We start from the raw sequence: 17,327 nt of genomic DNA, 5'->3' as shown, positions 1-17,327 counted from the left end.
TCCCTGTCCGAAGACAGTAATTGGAAGAATTAACCAGAGTCCGAAAACCTTGGCAAAATCAAACGCCAGCAAAAGTATTTGCTGACTAAATGTCCAACCTCCTCACACGGGGGTGTGAAAGGCCGGAACCAATAAATTATTGGCACTGACATTCATCGACACACTATTGAGTTCTCAAAGAACACACGCACGCAGAATCTCGCGGGCTCTTTGTCCCGGTTGATCTCTGCGGCTGCTTTCAAAGCTTAGCTCGACCCGCGCAGCAGAACCAAATCCGCTGTTCGGAGGAGCCAATGTGATCAGTCAGGCGCTCGCCGTCCAACCTCGTTTCCCTGACCTCTCGGTCCGGGTTGGTGTCCGTGTCGCTCTGACTCGAATAAAGTTACGTGTTGGTCATTCGCATGTCAAATCGGCTGTTCAGGAGGGGTTTTCGCGAACCCTTCCCGTCACCGGCCGTTCATTCGGCGGTGCCGACCCGCTCGATCTCGGCTCCGAGCGAGCGCAGGTTCTCCACGAAATCCGGGTAGCCCCTGTCGATGTGGAAGACATCGTGGACTTCGGTGACGCCGTCCGCGACCAGACCCGCGAGCACCAGGCCCGCGCCTGCGCGAATGTCCGAAGACCAGACCGGAGCGCTCGACAACCGAGGAATCCCGCGCACCACAGCGTGATGACCGTCGGTCCGGGCATCGGCACCGAGGCGAATCATCTCCTCCACGAAGCGGAAACGCGCTTCGAAGATGTTCTCGGTGATCATCGAGGTGCCGTCCGCGATGGCGGCCAGGCCGATGGCCATCGGCTGCAGATCGGTCGGGAAACCCGGGAACGGCAGCGTCGAGAAGTTCACCGCGCGCGGACGATCCGACTGCACGACGCGGAAACCGTCCGGCTCGAACGAGATTCGCGCACCCGCGGAGCGCAGCTTGTCCAGCACGAGGGACAGATGCTTGGGATTGATCCCCGTCACGCGCACATCGCCCTGCGTCATCGCCGCGGCGATACCCCAGGTGGCGGCGACGATGCGGTCACCGATCACGCGGTGGGTGGTCGGGGACAGCTTGTCCACGCCCTCGATGGTCAATACCGAGGTGCCCGCACCCGCGACCCGAGCTCCCATGCGCGCCAGCATGTTGCACAGGTCCACGATCTCGGGTTCGCGCGCGGCATTGTCGATGACCGTCTCCCCCTCGGCGAGCACCGCCGCCATGAGGATGTTCTCGGTCGCGCCGACGGACGGGAAGTCCAGGCGAATCCGCGCGCCCTGCAATTCGTCGGCGCGCGCCACCAGGCAGCCGTGTTCGATCTCGCTGGTCGCGCCGAGTAGGCGTAGACCCTGCTGATGCATATCGAGCGGGCGCGAACCGATGGCGTCACCGCCGGGCAGCGCGACCACCGCGCGCTTACAGCGCGCCATCAGCGGACCCAGTACGCACACCGAGGCGCGGAACTGGGTCACGGCGGGAAAGTCCGCGTGGTACTTGGGTTCCGGCGGGGTCACGATGGTGACCGTCCCGCCGTCGACCGTGACATCACAGCCGAGACCGCGCAGCACGTCCGCCATCAGCGGGACATCCAGGATGTCCGGGCAGTTCGTGATGGTGGTCGTACCCTCGGCCAGCAGCGCGGCGGCCATCAGCTTGAGGACGCTGTTCTTCGCGCCGCCTACCGCGACCTCACCGACGAGCCTGCTGCCCCCGGTCACCAGAAACCGTTCACTCACGACGGTCAGCCTAGTGGTCCTGTCCCTCCCCCGTGGCCTCTCCGCCCGGCCGCCAGAGGATGTCGCCTTCGGGGTTGGCCGCGCGACCGAGAATGAACAGCAGGTCGGACAGTCGGTTCAGGTATTTCGCGGGCAGCACGCTGGTGTCATCCGGATGCGCGTCGACCGCGGCCCAGGCGGAACGCTCGGCGCGTCGCGCAACCGTGCGCGCCACGTGCAACAGCGCGGCGAGCGGCGTGCCGCCGGGCAGAATGAACGAATTCAGTGCTGCCAGAGGCTCATTGAACTCATCGCACCACTTCTCCAAGCGGTCGATGTACGGCTGCGTGATGCGCAGCGGCGGATATTTGGGATCTTCGACAACGGGGGTGGACAGATCCGCGCCCGCGTCGAACAGATCGTTCTGGATGGCGAGCAGCACCCGGCGGATGCGCTCATCGGGATTCCCGAGCGCGATGGCGACGCCGAGCGCGGCATTGGCCTCGTCACAGTCGGCGTAGGCGATGAGCCGGGGATCGGTCTTGGCCACCCGCGAGAAATCGCTGAGCCCGGTGGTCCCGTCGTCTCCGGTCCGGGTATAGATCCGCGTCAGATGCACACTCACGCGTTCACACTATTACCGCCGGCGGCGAATGCGCTCCGACGGGCGGGACTCCACCCAGGACAGGAAGGCCGCGAGCGCGCCGCGGTCCAAAGCCAGCTCGTAGCTACCGCTCTCGTCGGAGACCTCGACGATGGCCTCGTCGTTCATGATGTCGAACTCGTCACCCTCGGGCGCGCGGCGACCGGTGCCGACCTCGATGCCGAGGCGGCGAATCGTGGAGTCCGGGCCCAGTTTGAGGCTGGAGAGCTTGTAGAAGACGAGCGTGTCCTCGCCGTAGCGGATCAATCCGTGCCGCCAGCCGCCGCCGTGACCGCGCGCCGGGAGCACCCGCAGCAGCGCTGCGGTTCCGCCGCGACGCAGCATGATCAGGCGATATGTGGAAGCCAGGGCCAATCCGACAAGCAACAGCACCAGAATGATCAGAACCACCATCCCGGTCCGCAATGTTGCTCCGTCCCTTCACATCAGCCTCGGCTGTCGATTCACACACCCGCCATCGGCGGGACCCCGTGTTCGGTCGATAGTAGCGACCGTGTGAACACGAGGTTCCACCATCCACCGAATGTGACGTATGCCCTGTTCAGCTCACCTATCGATCAACCCATGCTGAAGGGCTCGCCCCACAGCGCCAGGTTGCCGATGAAGGTGGTGGTGTCGATCTCGGCGAGCAGGAAGGAACGGGCTTGGGCATACCCGCCGCAACCGTTCACCGCGAAGGTCTCGTCGACCCAGGAGACGCTGGCGTGCGGACCCGGGACCTTGTTGTAGCGCTTATGCGATTCCTGGCCGTAGTCGTCGGGCTTCTCCAGATCCAGCAGCAATTGCGCCACCGCCTGGCCCGGAGCGACCGTGATCCCGCCGCCGAGCGCTTCCGAGGGCTGGAGGTTGGTCAGCCCGCCCGAACCCAATGTGGCGGATTCGCTGGCATTCTCGCTCGGCGAGAACTGACTGATGTCCACCTGACAGCCGACGACGTAACCGGGCGAGATCTTGATGGTGGCCTCGGAGGCGCTCGGCCCGACCAGATCGATGCTGCCGCGTCCGCTGACCCACACATTGCGATGCACCGGCGTATCGCCCATGGATGGATTGATCTTGGCCGATTCATTGTCGATGCGGAGCGTGACGACGGTGCCGTCCGCCAGTGTCCGCGAGATCACCCCGCCGGGCAGCGGAATGAAGGTGTCGGCCGCCGCCGTGCCCGGCGCGTGCAGCCCGAACAGCACCGCCGCGGCCAGCGCGACCCCGAAAAGCTTGCCGCTCAATGGATTTCGATTCGAGCCGAACATGCGATCCTTTCGCGTCGGAGTGCGAGACGTCAGCCGAGGCTGAACGGCTGGCCGTAGAGGGTGACCTTGGCGTAGTCCACGCCGATGATCTCGACGACCGAGAACTGGCGCGCCTGGGCGTATCCCGCGCAGCCCTGCACCTCCATCGGCAGATCCTGATACTGAATCTGATAACTACCGCTCTTGATCAATTCGATGTTGTTGATCGCCAGCCACACCACCTGTCCGGGTGACAGCGGAAAACTGAATCCGGCGGCGAGCGTCGGGGTGGTGCTGATCGTCACCGCCGCATTCGCGCTCAGCGCACCGAGTGAAACCTGACAGCCGACCACATATCCCACAGTCAGGTTGGAGGAACCGTGTGTACCGGAATTATTCGTACCCGGAAAATTCCTGGGGCCGTTATTGGGGCCCACCTCACCGTCGGGCGTCTCCACATCGGCGATCACATTGCCGCTCACCCATGAGGTGCGGCCCGCGCCGTTGGACGCCAGCGACGGCGAAATGACCGCTCGCTCACCGACACTCGTGATTTTCACGCCCGGTCCCTCGATATGCCCGTTGGGCAGCGGGACGATGACGTCCGCGTTCGCCGCCCCCGGTGAAAAGAAACCGATGCCTACCGCGACAGCCATTGCCGCGATGGTCCACCTGCTGATTCGAAGCCCGTTCATTCACCCCTCGCTCATCGAGGCGCGGCCACACCCGCTCATACCCGGGCGAGACCGCGCTGCGCCAACTCATTTGAGGTAAAGCTGAAAGTGCTGAAATAGCCGAGGCATTGCGGAATGGGTCAGATCACCTCCGCGGCCGGTGCTGAGTGTAAACGAAAAGAGCGGCGGCCCTGGGATATTTCCCAGAGCCGCCGCTCTTTTGCCGAATGGAAACTCGGATCAGCCCTGTGCGGCCTTCTCCAGCGCGCGCAGGCGGCCCTGGGCCTTGGCCTGCGCATCCGCGCTCGCATCGGCGTCGGCGAGCACGGCCTTGGCGGCCGCCTCGTCGATATCGCCTGCGAAATCAGCGGATTCGGCGAGGACGCGCACCGAAGTGGCGGTCACCGAGAAGAATCCGCCGTGCACGGCCGCGACGATGCGCTCATCGCTGTCGGACACGATGGTCACCGTGCCGGCTTCGACCAGCTGACCGAGCAGCGGTTCGTGGCCGGCCAGGATGCCGATCTCGCCCTCCGTGGTCTGGGCGGAGACGAACTTCGCCCGCCCCGACCACAGCAGTCGCTCTACGGCGACCAGATCAACTGACATATCCGCCATGGTGGACTACTTCCCGGCGATCTTCTTCGCGGCCGCCTCGACGTCGTCCAGGCCACCGCAGGAGTTGAACGCCTGCTCGGGCAGGTGATCGAACTCGCCCTTGCAGACGCGATCGAAGTCGTCGATCGTCTGCTCCAGCGGAACGACGGAACCTTCCTGGCCGGTGAACTTCTCGGCGACGATGAAGTTCTGACCCAGGAACTTCTCCAGACGACGCGCACGGCCGACGAGGACCTTGTCGCCTTCGGAGAGCTCGTCCATGCCGAGGATGGCGATGATGTCCTGCAGTTCCTTGTACTTCTGCAGGATCCGCTTGACCTCGTTGGCCACCTGGAAGTGACGGTCGCCGACAATCGACGCCTCGAGGATACGAGAGGTCGAGGTCAGCGGGTCGACGGCCGGGTAGATGCCCTTCTGCGAGATCGGGCGGGAAAGCTCGGTCGTCGCGTCCAGGTGGGCGAAGGTGGTCGCCGGCGCCGGGTCGGTGTAGTCGTCGGCGGGGACGTAGATCGCCTGCATCGAGGTGATCGAGCGACCACGGGTCGAGGTGATCCGCTCCTGGAGCTGACCCATCTCGTCCGCCAGGGTGGGCTGGTAGCCCACGGCCGAGGGCATACGACCCAGCAGGGTCGAGACCTCGGAGCCGGCCTGGGTGAACCGGAAGATGTTGTCGATGAAGAGCAACACGTCCTGGTTCTGCACATCGCGGAAGTACTCCGCCATGGTCAGGGCCGACAGGGCGACGCGCATACGCGTGCCCGGCGGCTCGTCCATCTGGCCGAAGACGAGGGCGGTGTCCTGAAGGACGCCCATCTCTTCCATTTCCAGGTGGAGGTCGGTGCCCTCACGGGTGCGCTCACCGACGCCCGCGAACACCGAGGTGCCGGAGAACTCGCGAGCGATACGGGTGATCATCTCCTGGATCAGAACGGTCTTGCCGACACCGGCGCCACCGAACAGACCGATCTTGCCACCCTTCACGTACGGGGTGAGGAGGTCGATGACCTTGACGCCCGTTTCCAGGATCTCGGTCTTACCCTCGAGCTGGTCGAAGGCGGGCGGCTGGCGGTGGATGCCCCACTGCTCGCCGTCGCGGCCCAGGCCGGGGGTGTCCAGGCAGTCGCCCAGCGCGTTGAAGACGTGGCCCTTGACGACATCGCCGACCGGAACCGAGATCGGCTTACCGGTGTCGCGCACCTCGACCCCACGCACCAGACCGTCGGTCGGCTGCATGGAGATGGTGCGAACGATGTTGTCGCCCAGGTGCTGTGCGACCTCGAGGGTCAGGGTCTTCGCAACGGACGCGAGCGCGATGTCGACGTTCAGCGCGTTGTACAGCTCGGGGATGGAGCCGCGCGGGAACTCGACGTCCACGACGGGGCCGATGACACGGGAGACGCGGCCGGTGCCAGCGCCCACCCGGGTTTCTTTAGTGACAGCTGCGGTCATTGGTTCTCTTCCGTGTCTAGTCGCGGTCCGAGCTCGACGCCAGCGCGTTGGCGCCACCGACGATTTCCGTGATTTCCTGCGTGATTCCGGCCTGGCGCAGCGAATTCGCGGTACGGGTCAGTGAATTCACCAGATCCGTAGCGTTATCGGTGGCCGCCTTCATCGCGGTGCGGCGCGCAGCCGACTCCGATGCCGCCGCGTCGAGCAGCGACGAATAAATCCGAGTGTTGATGTACTTCGGCAGCAGCGCGCCCAGCAGGACGTCCGCATCCGGCTCGAACTCGTACTGAGCCGTGGGCTCGGAGTTCCCGTCGGAGAAGCTGTCCTCACCCAGATCGAAGTTCTCGTCGACGTAGCTCACCTGAATGGGAGCCAGGCGACGGACCTCGGGGACCTGCGACAGCATCGACACGAAACGCGTGTAGACGATGTGCAGCTCATCGACGCCGGCCATGGTGCCTTCGCCGTTGGGTGCGGCCACTTCGCCGTCGGCGCCCGCCATGAACGCCTCGACCAGGTGGTTGCACGCCGCGGAGGCGTCCACATAGTTCGGCGACTGCGAGAAGCCGGTCCACGCGCCGTTCACATCACGCTTACGGAAGGTGTAGAACGTCAGGCCCTTGGCGCCCATGACGTACAGCACCGGCTCTTTGCCCTCGGACCGCAGCGTGGTCAGCAGCTCCTCGGTGCGCTTGAGCACGTTGGAGTTGTAGCCACCGCACATACCGCGGTCACTGGTGATCACCAGTACCGCGGCACGGCGCGCGTTCGGCCGCTCGGTGAGCAGCGGGTGGGTGAGATTCCCACTGGCGCTTGCCAATTCGGCAAGCACCTTGGTGATCTCCTCCGCGTACGGCTTGGCCGCCGCGACCCGGGCCTGCGCCTTGCTGATTCGCGAGGTCGCGATCAGCTCTTGCGCTTTGGTGATCTTCTTGATCGAGCTCACGGAACGAATTCGGGAGCGCAGTTCGCGCACGCTTGGCATTAGCGGTTCACACTCCCTTCATTCCTCGAGTCAGACAGTCGCATCAGCTTCGCCGTTCTTACTTCTCGACGTGCTTGCGAGTGACGGAAAGCGACTCGACCTCTTCGTGATCGAGCTTGCCGGCCTCGGCCTCGTTCACGACGCGGCTGCCGTCCGAAGCAAGGAAGCCCTGCTTGAACTTGTCGGTCGCGGTCTTGAACGAATCGGCGGTCTCGCCCTCGAGCTTCTTCGCGCCGCCCTGCAGGGCATCGAAGGAAGGCTGCACGGTGGCGTGCAGGTTCTCCAGCAGCTCGGAGTTGAAGCGGCGCACATCGCCGACCGGCACCGAGTCGTAGTAGCCGGCGTCGACCAGGAACAGCGAAACAACCTGATCCTCAACCGAAACCGGGGCGTACTGGTCCTGCTTGAGCAGCTCGACCCAGCGCGCGCCACGCTCCAGCTGCGCCAGCGAGGCGGCATCCAGATCGGAGGCGAACGCGGAGAAGGCTTCCAGCTCACGGTAGGAGGCGAGCTCCAGACGCAGCGAACCGGCGACCTGCTTCATGGCCTTGGTCTGCGCGGCGCCACCGACGCGGGATACCGAGATACCGACGTTGATGGCCGGGCGGACACCCTTGTTGAACAGGTCCGACTCCAGGAAGACCTGGCCGTCGGTGATGGAGATGACGTTGGTCGGGATGAACGCCGACACGTCGTTGGCCTTGGTCTCGATGATCGGCAGCGCGGTCATGGAACCGGCACCGAGCTCATCGGACAGCTTCGCGCAACGCTCCAGCAGACGGGAGTGCAGGTAGAACACGTCACCCGGGTACGCCTCGCGGCCCGGCGGGCGGCGCAGCAGCAGCGAGATGGCGCGGTACGCCTCGGCCTGCTTGGACAGGTCGTCGAACACGATCAGGACGTGCTTGCCCTGGTACATCCAGTGCTGGCCGATGGCCGAACCGGTGTACGGCGCAAGCCATTTGAAGCCGGCGGAGTCAGAAGCGGGGGCCGCGACGATGGTGGTGTACTCCATCGCACCGTGGGCCTCCAGCGCGGCCTTGACGCCCGCGATGGTGGAACCCTTCTGGCCGATCGCGACGTAGATGCAGCGCACCTGCTTGGTCGGATCGCCGGTGGCCCAGTTGGCCTTCTGGTTGATGATCGCGTCGATGCAGACCGCGGTCTTACCGGTCTTGCGGTCACCGATGACGAGCTGACGCTGGCCGCGGCCGATGGCGGTCAGGGCGTCGATCGCGGTGATGCCGGTGGCCAGGGGCTCACCGACGGGCTGGCGCTCCAGCACGGTGGCGGCCTGCAGTTCGAGGACGCGACGCTCGTCGGACTCGATCTCGCCCAGGCCGTCGATGGGGGCGCCCAGCGGGTTCACCACGCGGCCCAGGAAGTTGTCGCCCACCGGGACCGAGAGCACGTCGCCGGTACGGCGGACCTGCTGGCCCTCCTCGATGGTGTCGAACTCACCCAGGACGACGGCACCGATTTCGGTGTCCTCCAGGTTCAGCGCGACGCCGAGCACGCCGCCGGGGAATTCCAGCAGCTCGTTCGCCATCGCGCCGGGGAGGCCGCTGATGTGGGCGATGCCGTCGCCGGTGTCGGTGACGACGCCCACTTCCTCGATGGAGGTTTCCGGGGTGTAGCTCTGGGTGTAGCTCTCGATCGCGCTACGGATCTCATCGGGGGAGATCGTCAGCTCCGCCATGTTCTTCCTGCTCTCGCTGTGGTCTCGAATGTCGGTGTGTTGGTGCGCTTTTCGCGTCTCTGCGGACTACCGGCCGAAGCCGGTGGTCTCACGCGAGAGACTGTCGCAAGCGCTGCAGTCGGCCGACGGCGCTGCCGTCGATCAGGTCGTCGCCCACGCGCACGACGACACCGGCCAGCAGGCTCGGGTCTTCCTGCACGTGCACCGTGACGGGCTTGTCGTAGATGCGCTGCAGCGAGGCCGCCAGGTGCTCACGCTGCTGCGTCGTCAGGGCCGACGCGGAGCGCACATGCGCCACGATCTGATCCCGGAGCGACGCGGCCAGGTCGGACAGGTGGTCGAAGGCCTCGCCGATATCGCCCTTCTTGCTGCGGGCGACCGCCTGCTGGACCAGTTCGAGGGTGATCTCCTCGACCTTGTCCGCGAGCAAGCGCTGCACCAGTTCACGCTTGGCCGCGGGCGGCTTGCCGTGATCGGTCAGCGCCTGCTCCAGCGCGGGGTTGTCTTCGACGATCCGGCCCAGCCGGAACAGCTCGTCCTCAACGGCGCCGAGACGGCCGCGGTCTTCCGCGGCACGCAACAGCGCTTCGTTGCCGAGCAGCACCAGGCTGTCGACCAGGTCGCGGGCGCGGGACCAGTCCTGCGCCACCGCGGTGGTCAGCACCGTCTGGGTGGCTCCACTGACCTTGCCGCCGAAGAGGCGTTCGGCCAGTTCGGCGCGGGCCGAGCTGGACACCGACTTATCCGCGAGCGCCACACGCAGCGAGCGCTGGTCGTCGAGGACGGCGACAACGGCGAACAGTTCGGAGCCCGTCGTGGCCGCGACGGTGTCGCTTCCGGTCAGAGCGGCCCGAAGAGCTTCCCGCGCACGGGAGCTCGCCTCACGGCTCGCTGCGTACATGCTTCCCACTTTCGGTTCGTTACCTTCCGACCCCGATGCCGGCGTTCGCATCCAGCTCCGCGAGGAACCGGTCGATCGACGCGGCCTGCTTGGCCTCGTCGGCCACCGACTGACCGATGATCTTCTCGGCCAGATCGACCGCGGTGCGGCCGAGCTCGGAACGCAGTTCGGTCACGATCTGCAGGCGCTGGGCTTCCAGCTGGGTGTGGCCCGAAGCCACGATGCGGTCGGCCTCGGCCTGCGCGTCGGCACGCAACTGCGCCAGGATGGTCTGGCCCTGAGTGCGCGCTTCCTCACGAATGCGCGCGGCCTCGAGGCGAGCCTCGGCCAGCTGCTCCTGGTACTGCTGCAGGGTGGCCTGGGCCTCGGCCTGCACGGCCTCCGCCTTGGCGATACCGCCCTCGATCTTCTCCGTGCGCTCGTCCAGCACCTTGGTCAGGCGCGGGACGACGTACTTGGCGAAGACAAAGGCGATAACGATGAAGACGATCGCGGACCAGACAATGTCATAGGTCTTCGGGACGAGGGGGTTGATATCCTCCTCGGCCGCGAGCAAATAAATGCTGTTCATCGTTGATTCCTAGTCTTATGCCGGAATCAGAAAATGAAGCCGGCGACGAGACCGATCAGCGCCAGGGCCTCGGTGAACGCGATACCCAGGAACATGGTGGTCCGGATGGTGCCCTGCAGCTCGGGCTGACGGGCGATGCCCTCGATGGCCTTACCGACCACGATGCCTACACCGATGCCGGGGCCGATCGCAGCGAGGCCGTAACCGATGGCGCCGAAGCCCTTGGACTTGGACTCGGCAACTTCAGCAGCCAGGTACGAGAGGGTGCTCATGTGTGTTCCATTCCCTTTCTGTCGCCCACCCGCCGGGCGGCGTGTAAGGCAGGTTTTGGTAGTGCGGTCGGTCAGTGAGAGTCGGCGTGCTGCGCAAGACCGATGTACACAGCGGTCAACAGTGCGAACACGTACGCCTGCAGGAAGACCACCAGGAGTTCGAAGAGTGTGAAGCCGAAGCCCGCGAGCAGCGAGAACGGCGAGAACACCTTCATCCAGGAGACGGCATCGAACAGGAAGAACTGGGTGGCGCTGAAGAACAGCACCAGCATGATGTGGCCGGCCAGCATATTCGCCAGAAGACGAACGGTGAGCGTGAACGGGCGGAGCACGAAGGTCGAGAGGAACTCGATCGGGATCAGCAGGATGTGCAGCGCGGGCGGCACATTCGGCACGACGATGCTCGAGCGCATGTATTTCAGGAAGCCGTACTTCTTGATGCCCACGTAGTTGAAGGTGACGTAGGCGACGACGGCCAGCACCAGCGGCATGCCGATGCGCGCATTGGATGAGATGTTCAGGCCCGGAATGACACCGGAGATGTTCAGGAACAGGACGGTGAAGAAGATCGACGCGATAAGCGGGAAGAACTTCTTACCGGATTCCTTGCCCAGGACCTCATCGCAGATCTGTTCCTTGACGAACACCAGACCGGATTCGGCGACATTCTGCAGACCGCGCGGAACCAGCTGCGGACGACGGAAAGCCGCGAGCATCACGATCACAAGAACGGCCGCCATGATGATGCGAATGAGCATCAAACGGTCGAGCTCGAAAGGCGTCCCCTCGAACAGCACTGCTGGAGGGAAGAAGTCGTTAAGCGACGGCGCGTGGAACTCGCCCGCCAAAATGGTGACGCTCAGCGTTCTCTCCCGTGGTCGGGCCGCAGGCAATGGTTTGCCTGCGGTTCGATCGGACATTGACGATCTGGTGGTCGACTCAGGTCGGCTCGAAGTTCGTCAGCAGCTGAGGGGCTTGCGCCCGGGCGTCTGTACGCGCGTCGGCGACATCGTCGACGGTGCAGAACCAAGACCCGAAGGGTCCGGTACGGCAGTAAGCATAACCTGCTCTCAGGCGGGTCTCAGGTGACCCCCCCTTGTGCTTCGGTCGGCTACAAGTAAAGAGTTTATCAAGTTATCTACGACAACGTGTAGGGGGTGGCATAAACAGCCGGTGAACTGCGCCGCGGTTACAGCTCTCGTTCGGTCTGAACCGTCGGAACCCGTTGCCGCAGAAGGCCATACGTCTCCGCGCCGAGCACGATCAGGAGCGCGCCGACCACGGTCAGGAACAGCGCGGTCGGGCTGTAGAAGTCGAATTTGCGAAGAATCGCGACGACGACGAGCGCCAGCACCAGCTTTCCGACCCAGCTGCCCAGGATCACGATGCCCTGCAAACCGGATTCGATCTTCGCGCTGAAGAGCACCGAGGCGGCGGTCGTCAGAATGAATCCGCCGCCGATGGCCGAACCGATCAGTGCGCCCCAGAGGCCGGGCACACCGGCGATGATCGACGACAGAATTGCCGAAACCACCACCAGCACAGCCAAACCCATCAGGCCGTAGCGCAGGGCCGCCCGCAGCGGGGCGTCGGGATCGGGGGTGGAAGGCGTGCTCACGTCAGCAAACTCTACCGGGCGGTCGCGTCCGGGCCGCGCGGTGGTTTGCGTCCCGCACGCGCGGTGAGCTCGCGCCAGGACGGCACCGAGGTCACGATCAGCGCGAACACCAGGCCCGCCGCGAACAGCAGCACCACCACGCGCCGATCCATCAATGACGTGCCGACCGCGCCGAAAGCGAGCACGCTCACCCACAAGTAGATCAACAGCACGACGCGGCGATGCGAATGCCCGATCTGCAGCAAACGGTGATGCAGATGCATTTTGTCGGGAGTGGAGAAACTCACACCCGCGCGAACTCGGCGCACGATCGCCAAAACAAGATCGAGTACCGGAATGAACATCACCGCGCCCACCAGCAACAGCGGCGACAACAGACCCACGATGTCGCGCGGGCCGTAACCCTGCAGCGGAATTCGGCCCGACGCACCCGTCGACACCGCGGCCAGCATCAATCCGATGAGCATGGAGCCGGTGTCGCCCATGAATATTCGGGCCGGTTGAAAATTGTGCGGCAGAAATCCCAGACAACCACCGGCAAGCGCGGCGGCCAGCAGCGCGGGCGGATAGGTATCGGTCGAACCGCCGACTTCGTAGAGCAGGCCGACGCTGAACACGAAAACCGCGACCGAGGCGATGAAACCCAGACCCGCGGCCAAACCGTCCAGACCGTCGACGAAATTCATGGCATTGATGAGCGTCACCGTGATGCCGACCGTCACCAGACCGCCCTGCAGCGGATCCAGCACCACGGTCTCATTGGTGAAGGGGTTGTAGATGGCCACCCAGGACAGGCCCATCACCGCCATCACCCCGGCCGCGGTCACCTGACCGACGAATTTGGTGAGCGCGTCCAAACCCCAGCGGTCGTCGATGATTCCGACCAGCACGATCAGCGTGCCCGCCGCGAGCACCGCCGGAATGTCCTTCGGATAGTCGAAGCCGCGGCGCAACGCGGGCAGCTGATGCGCGAACAGCACCGCGCCGATGACACCCAGATAGATGCCGAGCCCGCCCATGCGGGGAATCGGCTTCACATGGACATCGCGCTCACGCGGTACCGCCACGGCGCCGAAGGCAATGGCCCCCACCCGGATTCCGCCGGTGCAGAGAAAGGTCACCACCGACGCGACGAACAGCACCAGCAGCAGCTCCCGCAGCGGGACGACCGCGCCCTGGCTGAAAACGCCCTGACTCAACAGCATTTATCGGGCCGTCACCGCTCGCCTGGGGACAGCAGCTCCTCCGGCGACATGCCGAGGACCTCCGCCACCTTCTCGGTCGGGACGGCGCCCTCGCGCAGAATGCGCGGGGCATCGGACGTCAGATCCACGATGGTGGAGGCGATCGCGTGATCGGCGGGACCGCCGTCGAGGTACACCCCGACCAGATCGCCCAGCTGCGCCTTGGCCTCCGCGGCGGTCTTGGCGGGCGGCTGCCCGGACACGTTCGCACTCGACACCGCGAGCGGGCCGACCTCACGCAGCACCTCGAGCGCGACCGGATGCAACGGCATCCGCAGCATCACCGTGCCCCGGGTGTCCCCCAGGTCCCAGGCGAGCGAAGGGGCTTGCTGCACAACGAGACTCAGGCCACCGGGCCAGAACGCGCGGATGAGTTCGCGCGCCTGCGGGCGGACCGAGAACACCAAGCCGTCGATCGTGTTCCACGATCCGACGAGCACCGGCACCGGCATATCCCGGCCACGCCGCTTGGCGGCCAGCAGCGCGCTGACAGCCTGGCTGTCGAAGGCGTCGGCGGCCAGGCCGTAGAGGGTGTCGGTCGGAATCACTGCCAGCCGTCCCGATTTCAGCGCACTCCGGGCCGCGATCAAACCAGCGGCCCGCGAATCGGAATCGGCACAGTCGTAGACGGTACTCACGCGCAACATCTTGGCACGGATACCTCGAGAGTCATTCGTCGCGGTGGGTCGCGGGCGGCGCGGACTCGAATTCCACGACCGCCCGGACGGAAAGTCCGCCGATGACGGTGCGCGCCGCCGCCTATTCGGCGGCGAACCGGGCGACCACGAAGCGGGGTTTGCCCGCGAGATCGGGGTGTTCGACGACCGCGGTGAACCCGGCGGCGGTGAGCAGCGCCGCCACTCCGGAACCGTTGGTGTCATCGTGTTCGATGGCCACCGCACCGCCGGGGCGCAGCAGTCGCGCGATATTCGGAACCATGGGGCGGATGACATCCAGGCCGTCGGGGCCGCCGAAGAGGGCGCGGTGTGGATCGTGGTCCGCGACTTCGGGATCCAGTTCGGCGGCCGCGGGGATATACGGCGGGTTGGACACGACGATATCGACCGTGCCGGTGAGTTGGGTGAGCAGCGCCGGATCGGTGACATCGGCGGCGTGCAGATCGATGGGGGTGTCGCCCTCGTCCGCGAGTTGCAGGGCATTGCGGCGCGCCCAGGCGATGGCCTCGGAGTCGAGTTCCACCGCGTGCACCTGGACATCGGGGCGGGCATGCGCGATCGCCAGCGCGAGCGCACCCGAACCCGTGCAGAGATCCACCACGATCGGCTGGTGTTCGTGCCCGACCGCTTCCAATTGAGCCAGGGCCCAGGCGAAGAGCAACTCGGTCTCCGGACGGGGGATGAACACGCCCGGCCCCACCGCGAGATCGATCTCCCCCATCGCCGCCGTACCCGTAAGGTGTTGCAGCGGAACACGTTCGGCGCGACGGGCCACCAGTTTGCGGAATTCCTCCAGCTGGTCGGCGGTGACCATCGGCACCAGGGCCAGGCGCATGCGGTCCACGCCCAGCACGTGTGCCGCGAGCAATTCCGCGTCGGTGCCGGGGCTGTGCACCCCGGCGGCCGCCAACACTTCCGCGGCCTCGCGGATCGCTGGGCGCAACGGCGCGCGGTTCATGATGTGCCGACCTCTCCGGTGGACGGTCCCGACGAGCGATTCATATTCCCACGAAAGCCGTTCCGACCGGCAGGATTCGGTTAGCTGACGATTTATTCGGCGGCGAGGCGGGCGGCGCGGTCGGCCTCGCCGAGGGCCTGGAAGAGGTCTTCCAGATTGCCGTCGAGCACCGAATCGAGGTTGTGCGCCTTGAAGCCGATGCGGTGATCGGCGATCCGGTTCTCGGGGAAGTTGTAGGTGCGGATGCGCTCGGAGCGGTCGACGGTGCGAATCTGCGAGGCGCGGCCCGCGGCGGCTTCCTGATCGGCCTGCTCCTCGGCCAGCGCCTGCAACCGGGCGGCGAGCACCTGCATGGCACGCATCTTGTTCTGCAGCTGTGAACGCTCGTTCTGGCAGGTCACGACGATGCCGGTGGGTAGGTGGGTGATGCGGACGGCGGAGTCGGTGGTGTTGACGCCCTGTCCACCCTTACCGGAGGAGCGGTACACGTCGACGCGCAGATCCTTATCGTCGATCTGCACCTCCTCCACCTCGTCGGGCTCGGGGTACACCAGGACACCGGCGGCCGAGGTGTGGATGCGGCCCTGCGATTCGGTGACGGGGACGCGCTGTACGCGGTGCACGCCGCCCTCGAATTTCAGCTTGGACCAGACGCCGTCCAGGGACGGCTCCTTGGCCTTGATGGAGATGGTCGCCTCTTTGTAGCCACCCATATCGGTGATGTTGGCGTCGAGCACCTCGACCTTCCACCCGTGCCGTTCGGCGTACCGGATGTACATGCGCGCCAGATCGGAGGCGAAGAGCGCGGATTCCTCGCCGCCTTCACCCGATTTCACTTCCAGCACAACGTCATCCGCGTCGTGCGGATCGCGCGGGGCGAGCAGATCGGTGAGCGTCTTCTCCAATTCCTCGACCTGCGCGCGCAATCCCGGGATTTCGGCGGCGAAGGAGGAATCGTCGGCGGCGAGTTCTTCGGCCGCCGCCAGATCGTCACGCGTGGTGGTGAGTTTGTTGTAGGCGGCCATGATCGGGCCGAGTTCGGCGAAGCGCTTGCCGACCCGGCGCGCCGCGCCCGGATTGTTGTGCAGGTCCGGATCGGCCAGCTGGGCTTCCAGCGCGCCGTATTCGGCCAGAATGTCGTCGATCGCGTTGGGGGCTGTCTTGTCAGCCATCGCGGTTGCTCCTCGGGTCGGTCGTGCTCACAGATAGTTTGCGGGTCTTTCCGCTGCTGTCCGCGGCCGACCCTGGAAACACCGCGACGCCCGCCCTGCTTTGTGCACAGGACGGGCGTCGTCAGAGTAGCTAGTTGGCTTCGCTGGCCTTCGTACGCTTGCCGTAGCGAGCCTCGAAGCGAGCCACGCGGCCACCGGTGTCCAGGATCTTCTGCTTGCCCGTGTAGAACGGGTGGCACTGGGAGCAAACTTCGACCGAGATCTGGCCGGACTCCTTGGTGCTCTTGGTCTGGAAGGTGTTGCCGCAGCCGCACACGACCGTCGTATCGACGTACGTGGGGTGAATTCCTGCCTTCATGGTGTCCTTTCGAATGGCGCCGGGTCGCCTCGCGAGGCGTGAACCGGAACCGACTAGGCATGGTTGCCAAACGGAAAGTATAGACAATGCCCGGGCCCGAAAAATTCCGGGCCGATCCGAGCGGGCAGTGAACCAACCGATGGGTCGGTTTCGTGTACCCCCAAGAAACTGTGGGCACGCGAGTTCGCGGTCCTCGAGCGAGGCTGAAGAACGAGTAGTTCGCTACTCGTGAATACGAACACTGATGTTCATAAAGTAATCGCAGGTGAAAGCCTCGCGACTACGGGAAGGGCAGCTGTGACCAGGAAGGATGCGGAGATCGCCGCAGGGGTGGTCCTGGGAGCGCTGACCCTGATCGTGATCGCGGGGTGGTGTGCCGTTCCGGACGAGTCCGGTCGCGCGGCGGGAAACCAGACCCTGGCCCCTACCCCGCCGCACGGGGACGGCACGCTCACCTACACGGCGGTCACGACGCCGGATTCGTCCGGCGTCGTGACCCCGACCCAGAGATCCGGCCTTATAGCCCGAGCCCCCGGCAA

At 65.2% G+C, this 17,327-nt stretch carries 20 protein-coding genes; 1 reads left to right on the top strand and 19 read right to left on the bottom strand.

Annotation, left to right across the window (positions count from 1 at the left end; translation table 11 throughout):
* Positions 1 to 457 precede the first annotated feature (457 nt).
* From murA to rpmE, 19 genes are all read right to left on the bottom strand, one after another.
* Complete coding sequence (gene murA / locus ACFC4D_RS46330) at positions 458 to 1,720, bottom strand: UDP-N-acetylglucosamine 1-carboxyvinyltransferase (RefSeq protein ID WP_375963716.1); 1,263 nt, start codon at positions 1,718 to 1,720, stop codon at positions 458 to 460.
* A 10-nt stretch (positions 1,721 to 1,730) separates the two neighbouring features.
* Positions 1,731 to 2,324 (bottom strand): cob(I)yrinic acid a,c-diamide adenosyltransferase, encoded by a 594-nt coding sequence (locus tag ACFC4D_RS46325; protein WP_376073297.1) that lies wholly within the window; start codon positions 2,322 to 2,324, stop codon positions 1,731 to 1,733.
* Positions 2,325 to 2,336: 12 nt separating this feature from the next.
* Positions 2,337 to 2,768 carry a DUF2550 domain-containing protein gene (locus tag ACFC4D_RS46320; RefSeq protein ID WP_376073294.1) on the bottom strand — a complete coding sequence of 144 codons (432 nt, stop codon included), beginning with the start codon at positions 2,766 to 2,768 and terminating at the stop codon, positions 2,337 to 2,339.
* A gap of 152 nt (positions 2,769 to 2,920) precedes the next feature.
* Positions 2,921 to 3,613 carry an MspA family porin gene (locus tag ACFC4D_RS46315; protein WP_375963712.1) on the bottom strand — a complete coding sequence of 231 codons (693 nt, stop codon included), beginning with the start codon at positions 3,611 to 3,613 and terminating at the stop codon, positions 2,921 to 2,923.
* Positions 3,614 to 3,642: 29 nt separating this feature from the next.
* Complete coding sequence (locus ACFC4D_RS46310; protein ID WP_375963710.1) at positions 3,643 to 4,248, bottom strand: MspA family porin; 606 nt, start codon at positions 4,246 to 4,248, stop codon at positions 3,643 to 3,645.
* A gap of 258 nt (positions 4,249 to 4,506) precedes the next feature.
* On the bottom strand, positions 4,507 to 4,884 hold the full coding sequence (locus ACFC4D_RS46305) for a F0F1 ATP synthase subunit epsilon (protein ID WP_364646492.1): 378 nt from the start codon (positions 4,882 to 4,884) through the stop codon (positions 4,507 to 4,509).
* Positions 4,885 to 4,890: 6 nt separating this feature from the next.
* Positions 4,891 to 6,333 (bottom strand): F0F1 ATP synthase subunit beta, encoded by a 1,443-nt coding sequence (atpD, locus tag ACFC4D_RS46300; RefSeq protein WP_067702204.1) that lies wholly within the window; start codon positions 6,331 to 6,333, stop codon positions 4,891 to 4,893.
* A gap of 16 nt (positions 6,334 to 6,349) precedes the next feature.
* Complete coding sequence (locus ACFC4D_RS46295; protein WP_364646489.1) at positions 6,350 to 7,318, bottom strand: F0F1 ATP synthase subunit gamma; 969 nt, start codon at positions 7,316 to 7,318, stop codon at positions 6,350 to 6,352.
* A gap of 58 nt (positions 7,319 to 7,376) precedes the next feature.
* Positions 7,377 to 9,017: a F0F1 ATP synthase subunit alpha gene (gene atpA / locus ACFC4D_RS46290; protein ID WP_364646486.1), complete on the bottom strand. Its 1,641-nt coding sequence runs from the start codon at positions 9,015 to 9,017 to the stop codon at positions 7,377 to 7,379.
* A gap of 88 nt (positions 9,018 to 9,105) precedes the next feature.
* Complete coding sequence (locus tag ACFC4D_RS46285) at positions 9,106 to 9,918, bottom strand: F0F1 ATP synthase subunit delta (RefSeq protein ID WP_376073291.1); 813 nt, start codon at positions 9,916 to 9,918, stop codon at positions 9,106 to 9,108.
* Positions 9,919 to 9,937: 19 nt separating this feature from the next.
* Positions 9,938 to 10,489: a F0F1 ATP synthase subunit B gene (locus tag ACFC4D_RS46280; protein WP_364646480.1), complete on the bottom strand. Its 552-nt coding sequence runs from the start codon at positions 10,487 to 10,489 to the stop codon at positions 9,938 to 9,940.
* A gap of 26 nt (positions 10,490 to 10,515) precedes the next feature.
* Positions 10,516 to 10,761 carry an ATP synthase F0 subunit C gene (locus ACFC4D_RS46275; RefSeq protein WP_067562316.1) on the bottom strand — a complete coding sequence of 82 codons (246 nt, stop codon included), beginning with the start codon at positions 10,759 to 10,761 and terminating at the stop codon, positions 10,516 to 10,518.
* A 71-nt stretch (positions 10,762 to 10,832) separates the two neighbouring features.
* The gene (gene atpB / locus ACFC4D_RS46270; RefSeq protein WP_364646476.1) at positions 10,833 to 11,681 is read right to left on the bottom strand and encodes a F0F1 ATP synthase subunit A; all 849 of its coding nucleotides are present in this window, start codon (positions 11,679 to 11,681) and stop codon (positions 10,833 to 10,835) included.
* Between the two features lie 269 nt (positions 11,682 to 11,950).
* Positions 11,951 to 12,379 (bottom strand): hypothetical protein, encoded by a 429-nt coding sequence (locus tag ACFC4D_RS46265; RefSeq protein ID WP_364646473.1) that lies wholly within the window; start codon positions 12,377 to 12,379, stop codon positions 11,951 to 11,953.
* A gap of 11 nt (positions 12,380 to 12,390) precedes the next feature.
* Positions 12,391 to 13,584, bottom strand: a complete 1,194-nt coding sequence (locus ACFC4D_RS46260; protein WP_364646470.1) for an MraY family glycosyltransferase — start codon at positions 13,582 to 13,584, stop codon at positions 12,391 to 12,393.
* Positions 13,585 to 13,595: 11 nt separating this feature from the next.
* A complete protein-coding gene (locus tag ACFC4D_RS46255; protein ID WP_364646466.1) occupies positions 13,596 to 14,261 on the bottom strand; it encodes an L-threonylcarbamoyladenylate synthase in 666 nt (221 codons plus the stop codon).
* A 121-nt stretch (positions 14,262 to 14,382) separates the two neighbouring features.
* Complete coding sequence (gene prmC / locus ACFC4D_RS46250; RefSeq protein ID WP_376073288.1) at positions 14,383 to 15,258, bottom strand: peptide chain release factor N(5)-glutamine methyltransferase; 876 nt, start codon at positions 15,256 to 15,258, stop codon at positions 14,383 to 14,385.
* Between the two features lie 92 nt (positions 15,259 to 15,350).
* Positions 15,351 to 16,430 carry a peptide chain release factor 1 gene (gene prfA, locus ACFC4D_RS46245; protein WP_364646461.1) on the bottom strand — a complete coding sequence of 360 codons (1,080 nt, stop codon included), beginning with the start codon at positions 16,428 to 16,430 and terminating at the stop codon, positions 15,351 to 15,353.
* A 130-nt stretch (positions 16,431 to 16,560) separates the two neighbouring features.
* The gene (gene rpmE, locus ACFC4D_RS46240) at positions 16,561 to 16,788 is read right to left on the bottom strand and encodes a 50S ribosomal protein L31 (protein WP_375963698.1); all 228 of its coding nucleotides are present in this window, start codon (positions 16,786 to 16,788) and stop codon (positions 16,561 to 16,563) included.
* Between the two features lie 297 nt (positions 16,789 to 17,085).
* Between rpmE and ACFC4D_RS46235 the strand changes: the two genes are divergently transcribed.
* The coding region (locus ACFC4D_RS46235) for a hypothetical protein (RefSeq protein WP_376073285.1) at positions 17,086 to 17,327 on the top strand (242 nt) is incomplete at its 3' end.

Source organism: Nocardia sp. NPDC056000 (assembly GCF_042269265.1).
GTDB lineage: Bacteria > Actinomycetota > Actinomycetes > Mycobacteriales > Mycobacteriaceae > Nocardia.
Note: the sequence above shows the minus strand (reverse complement) of the source record. Positions and strands in the feature narration are given on the sequence as shown.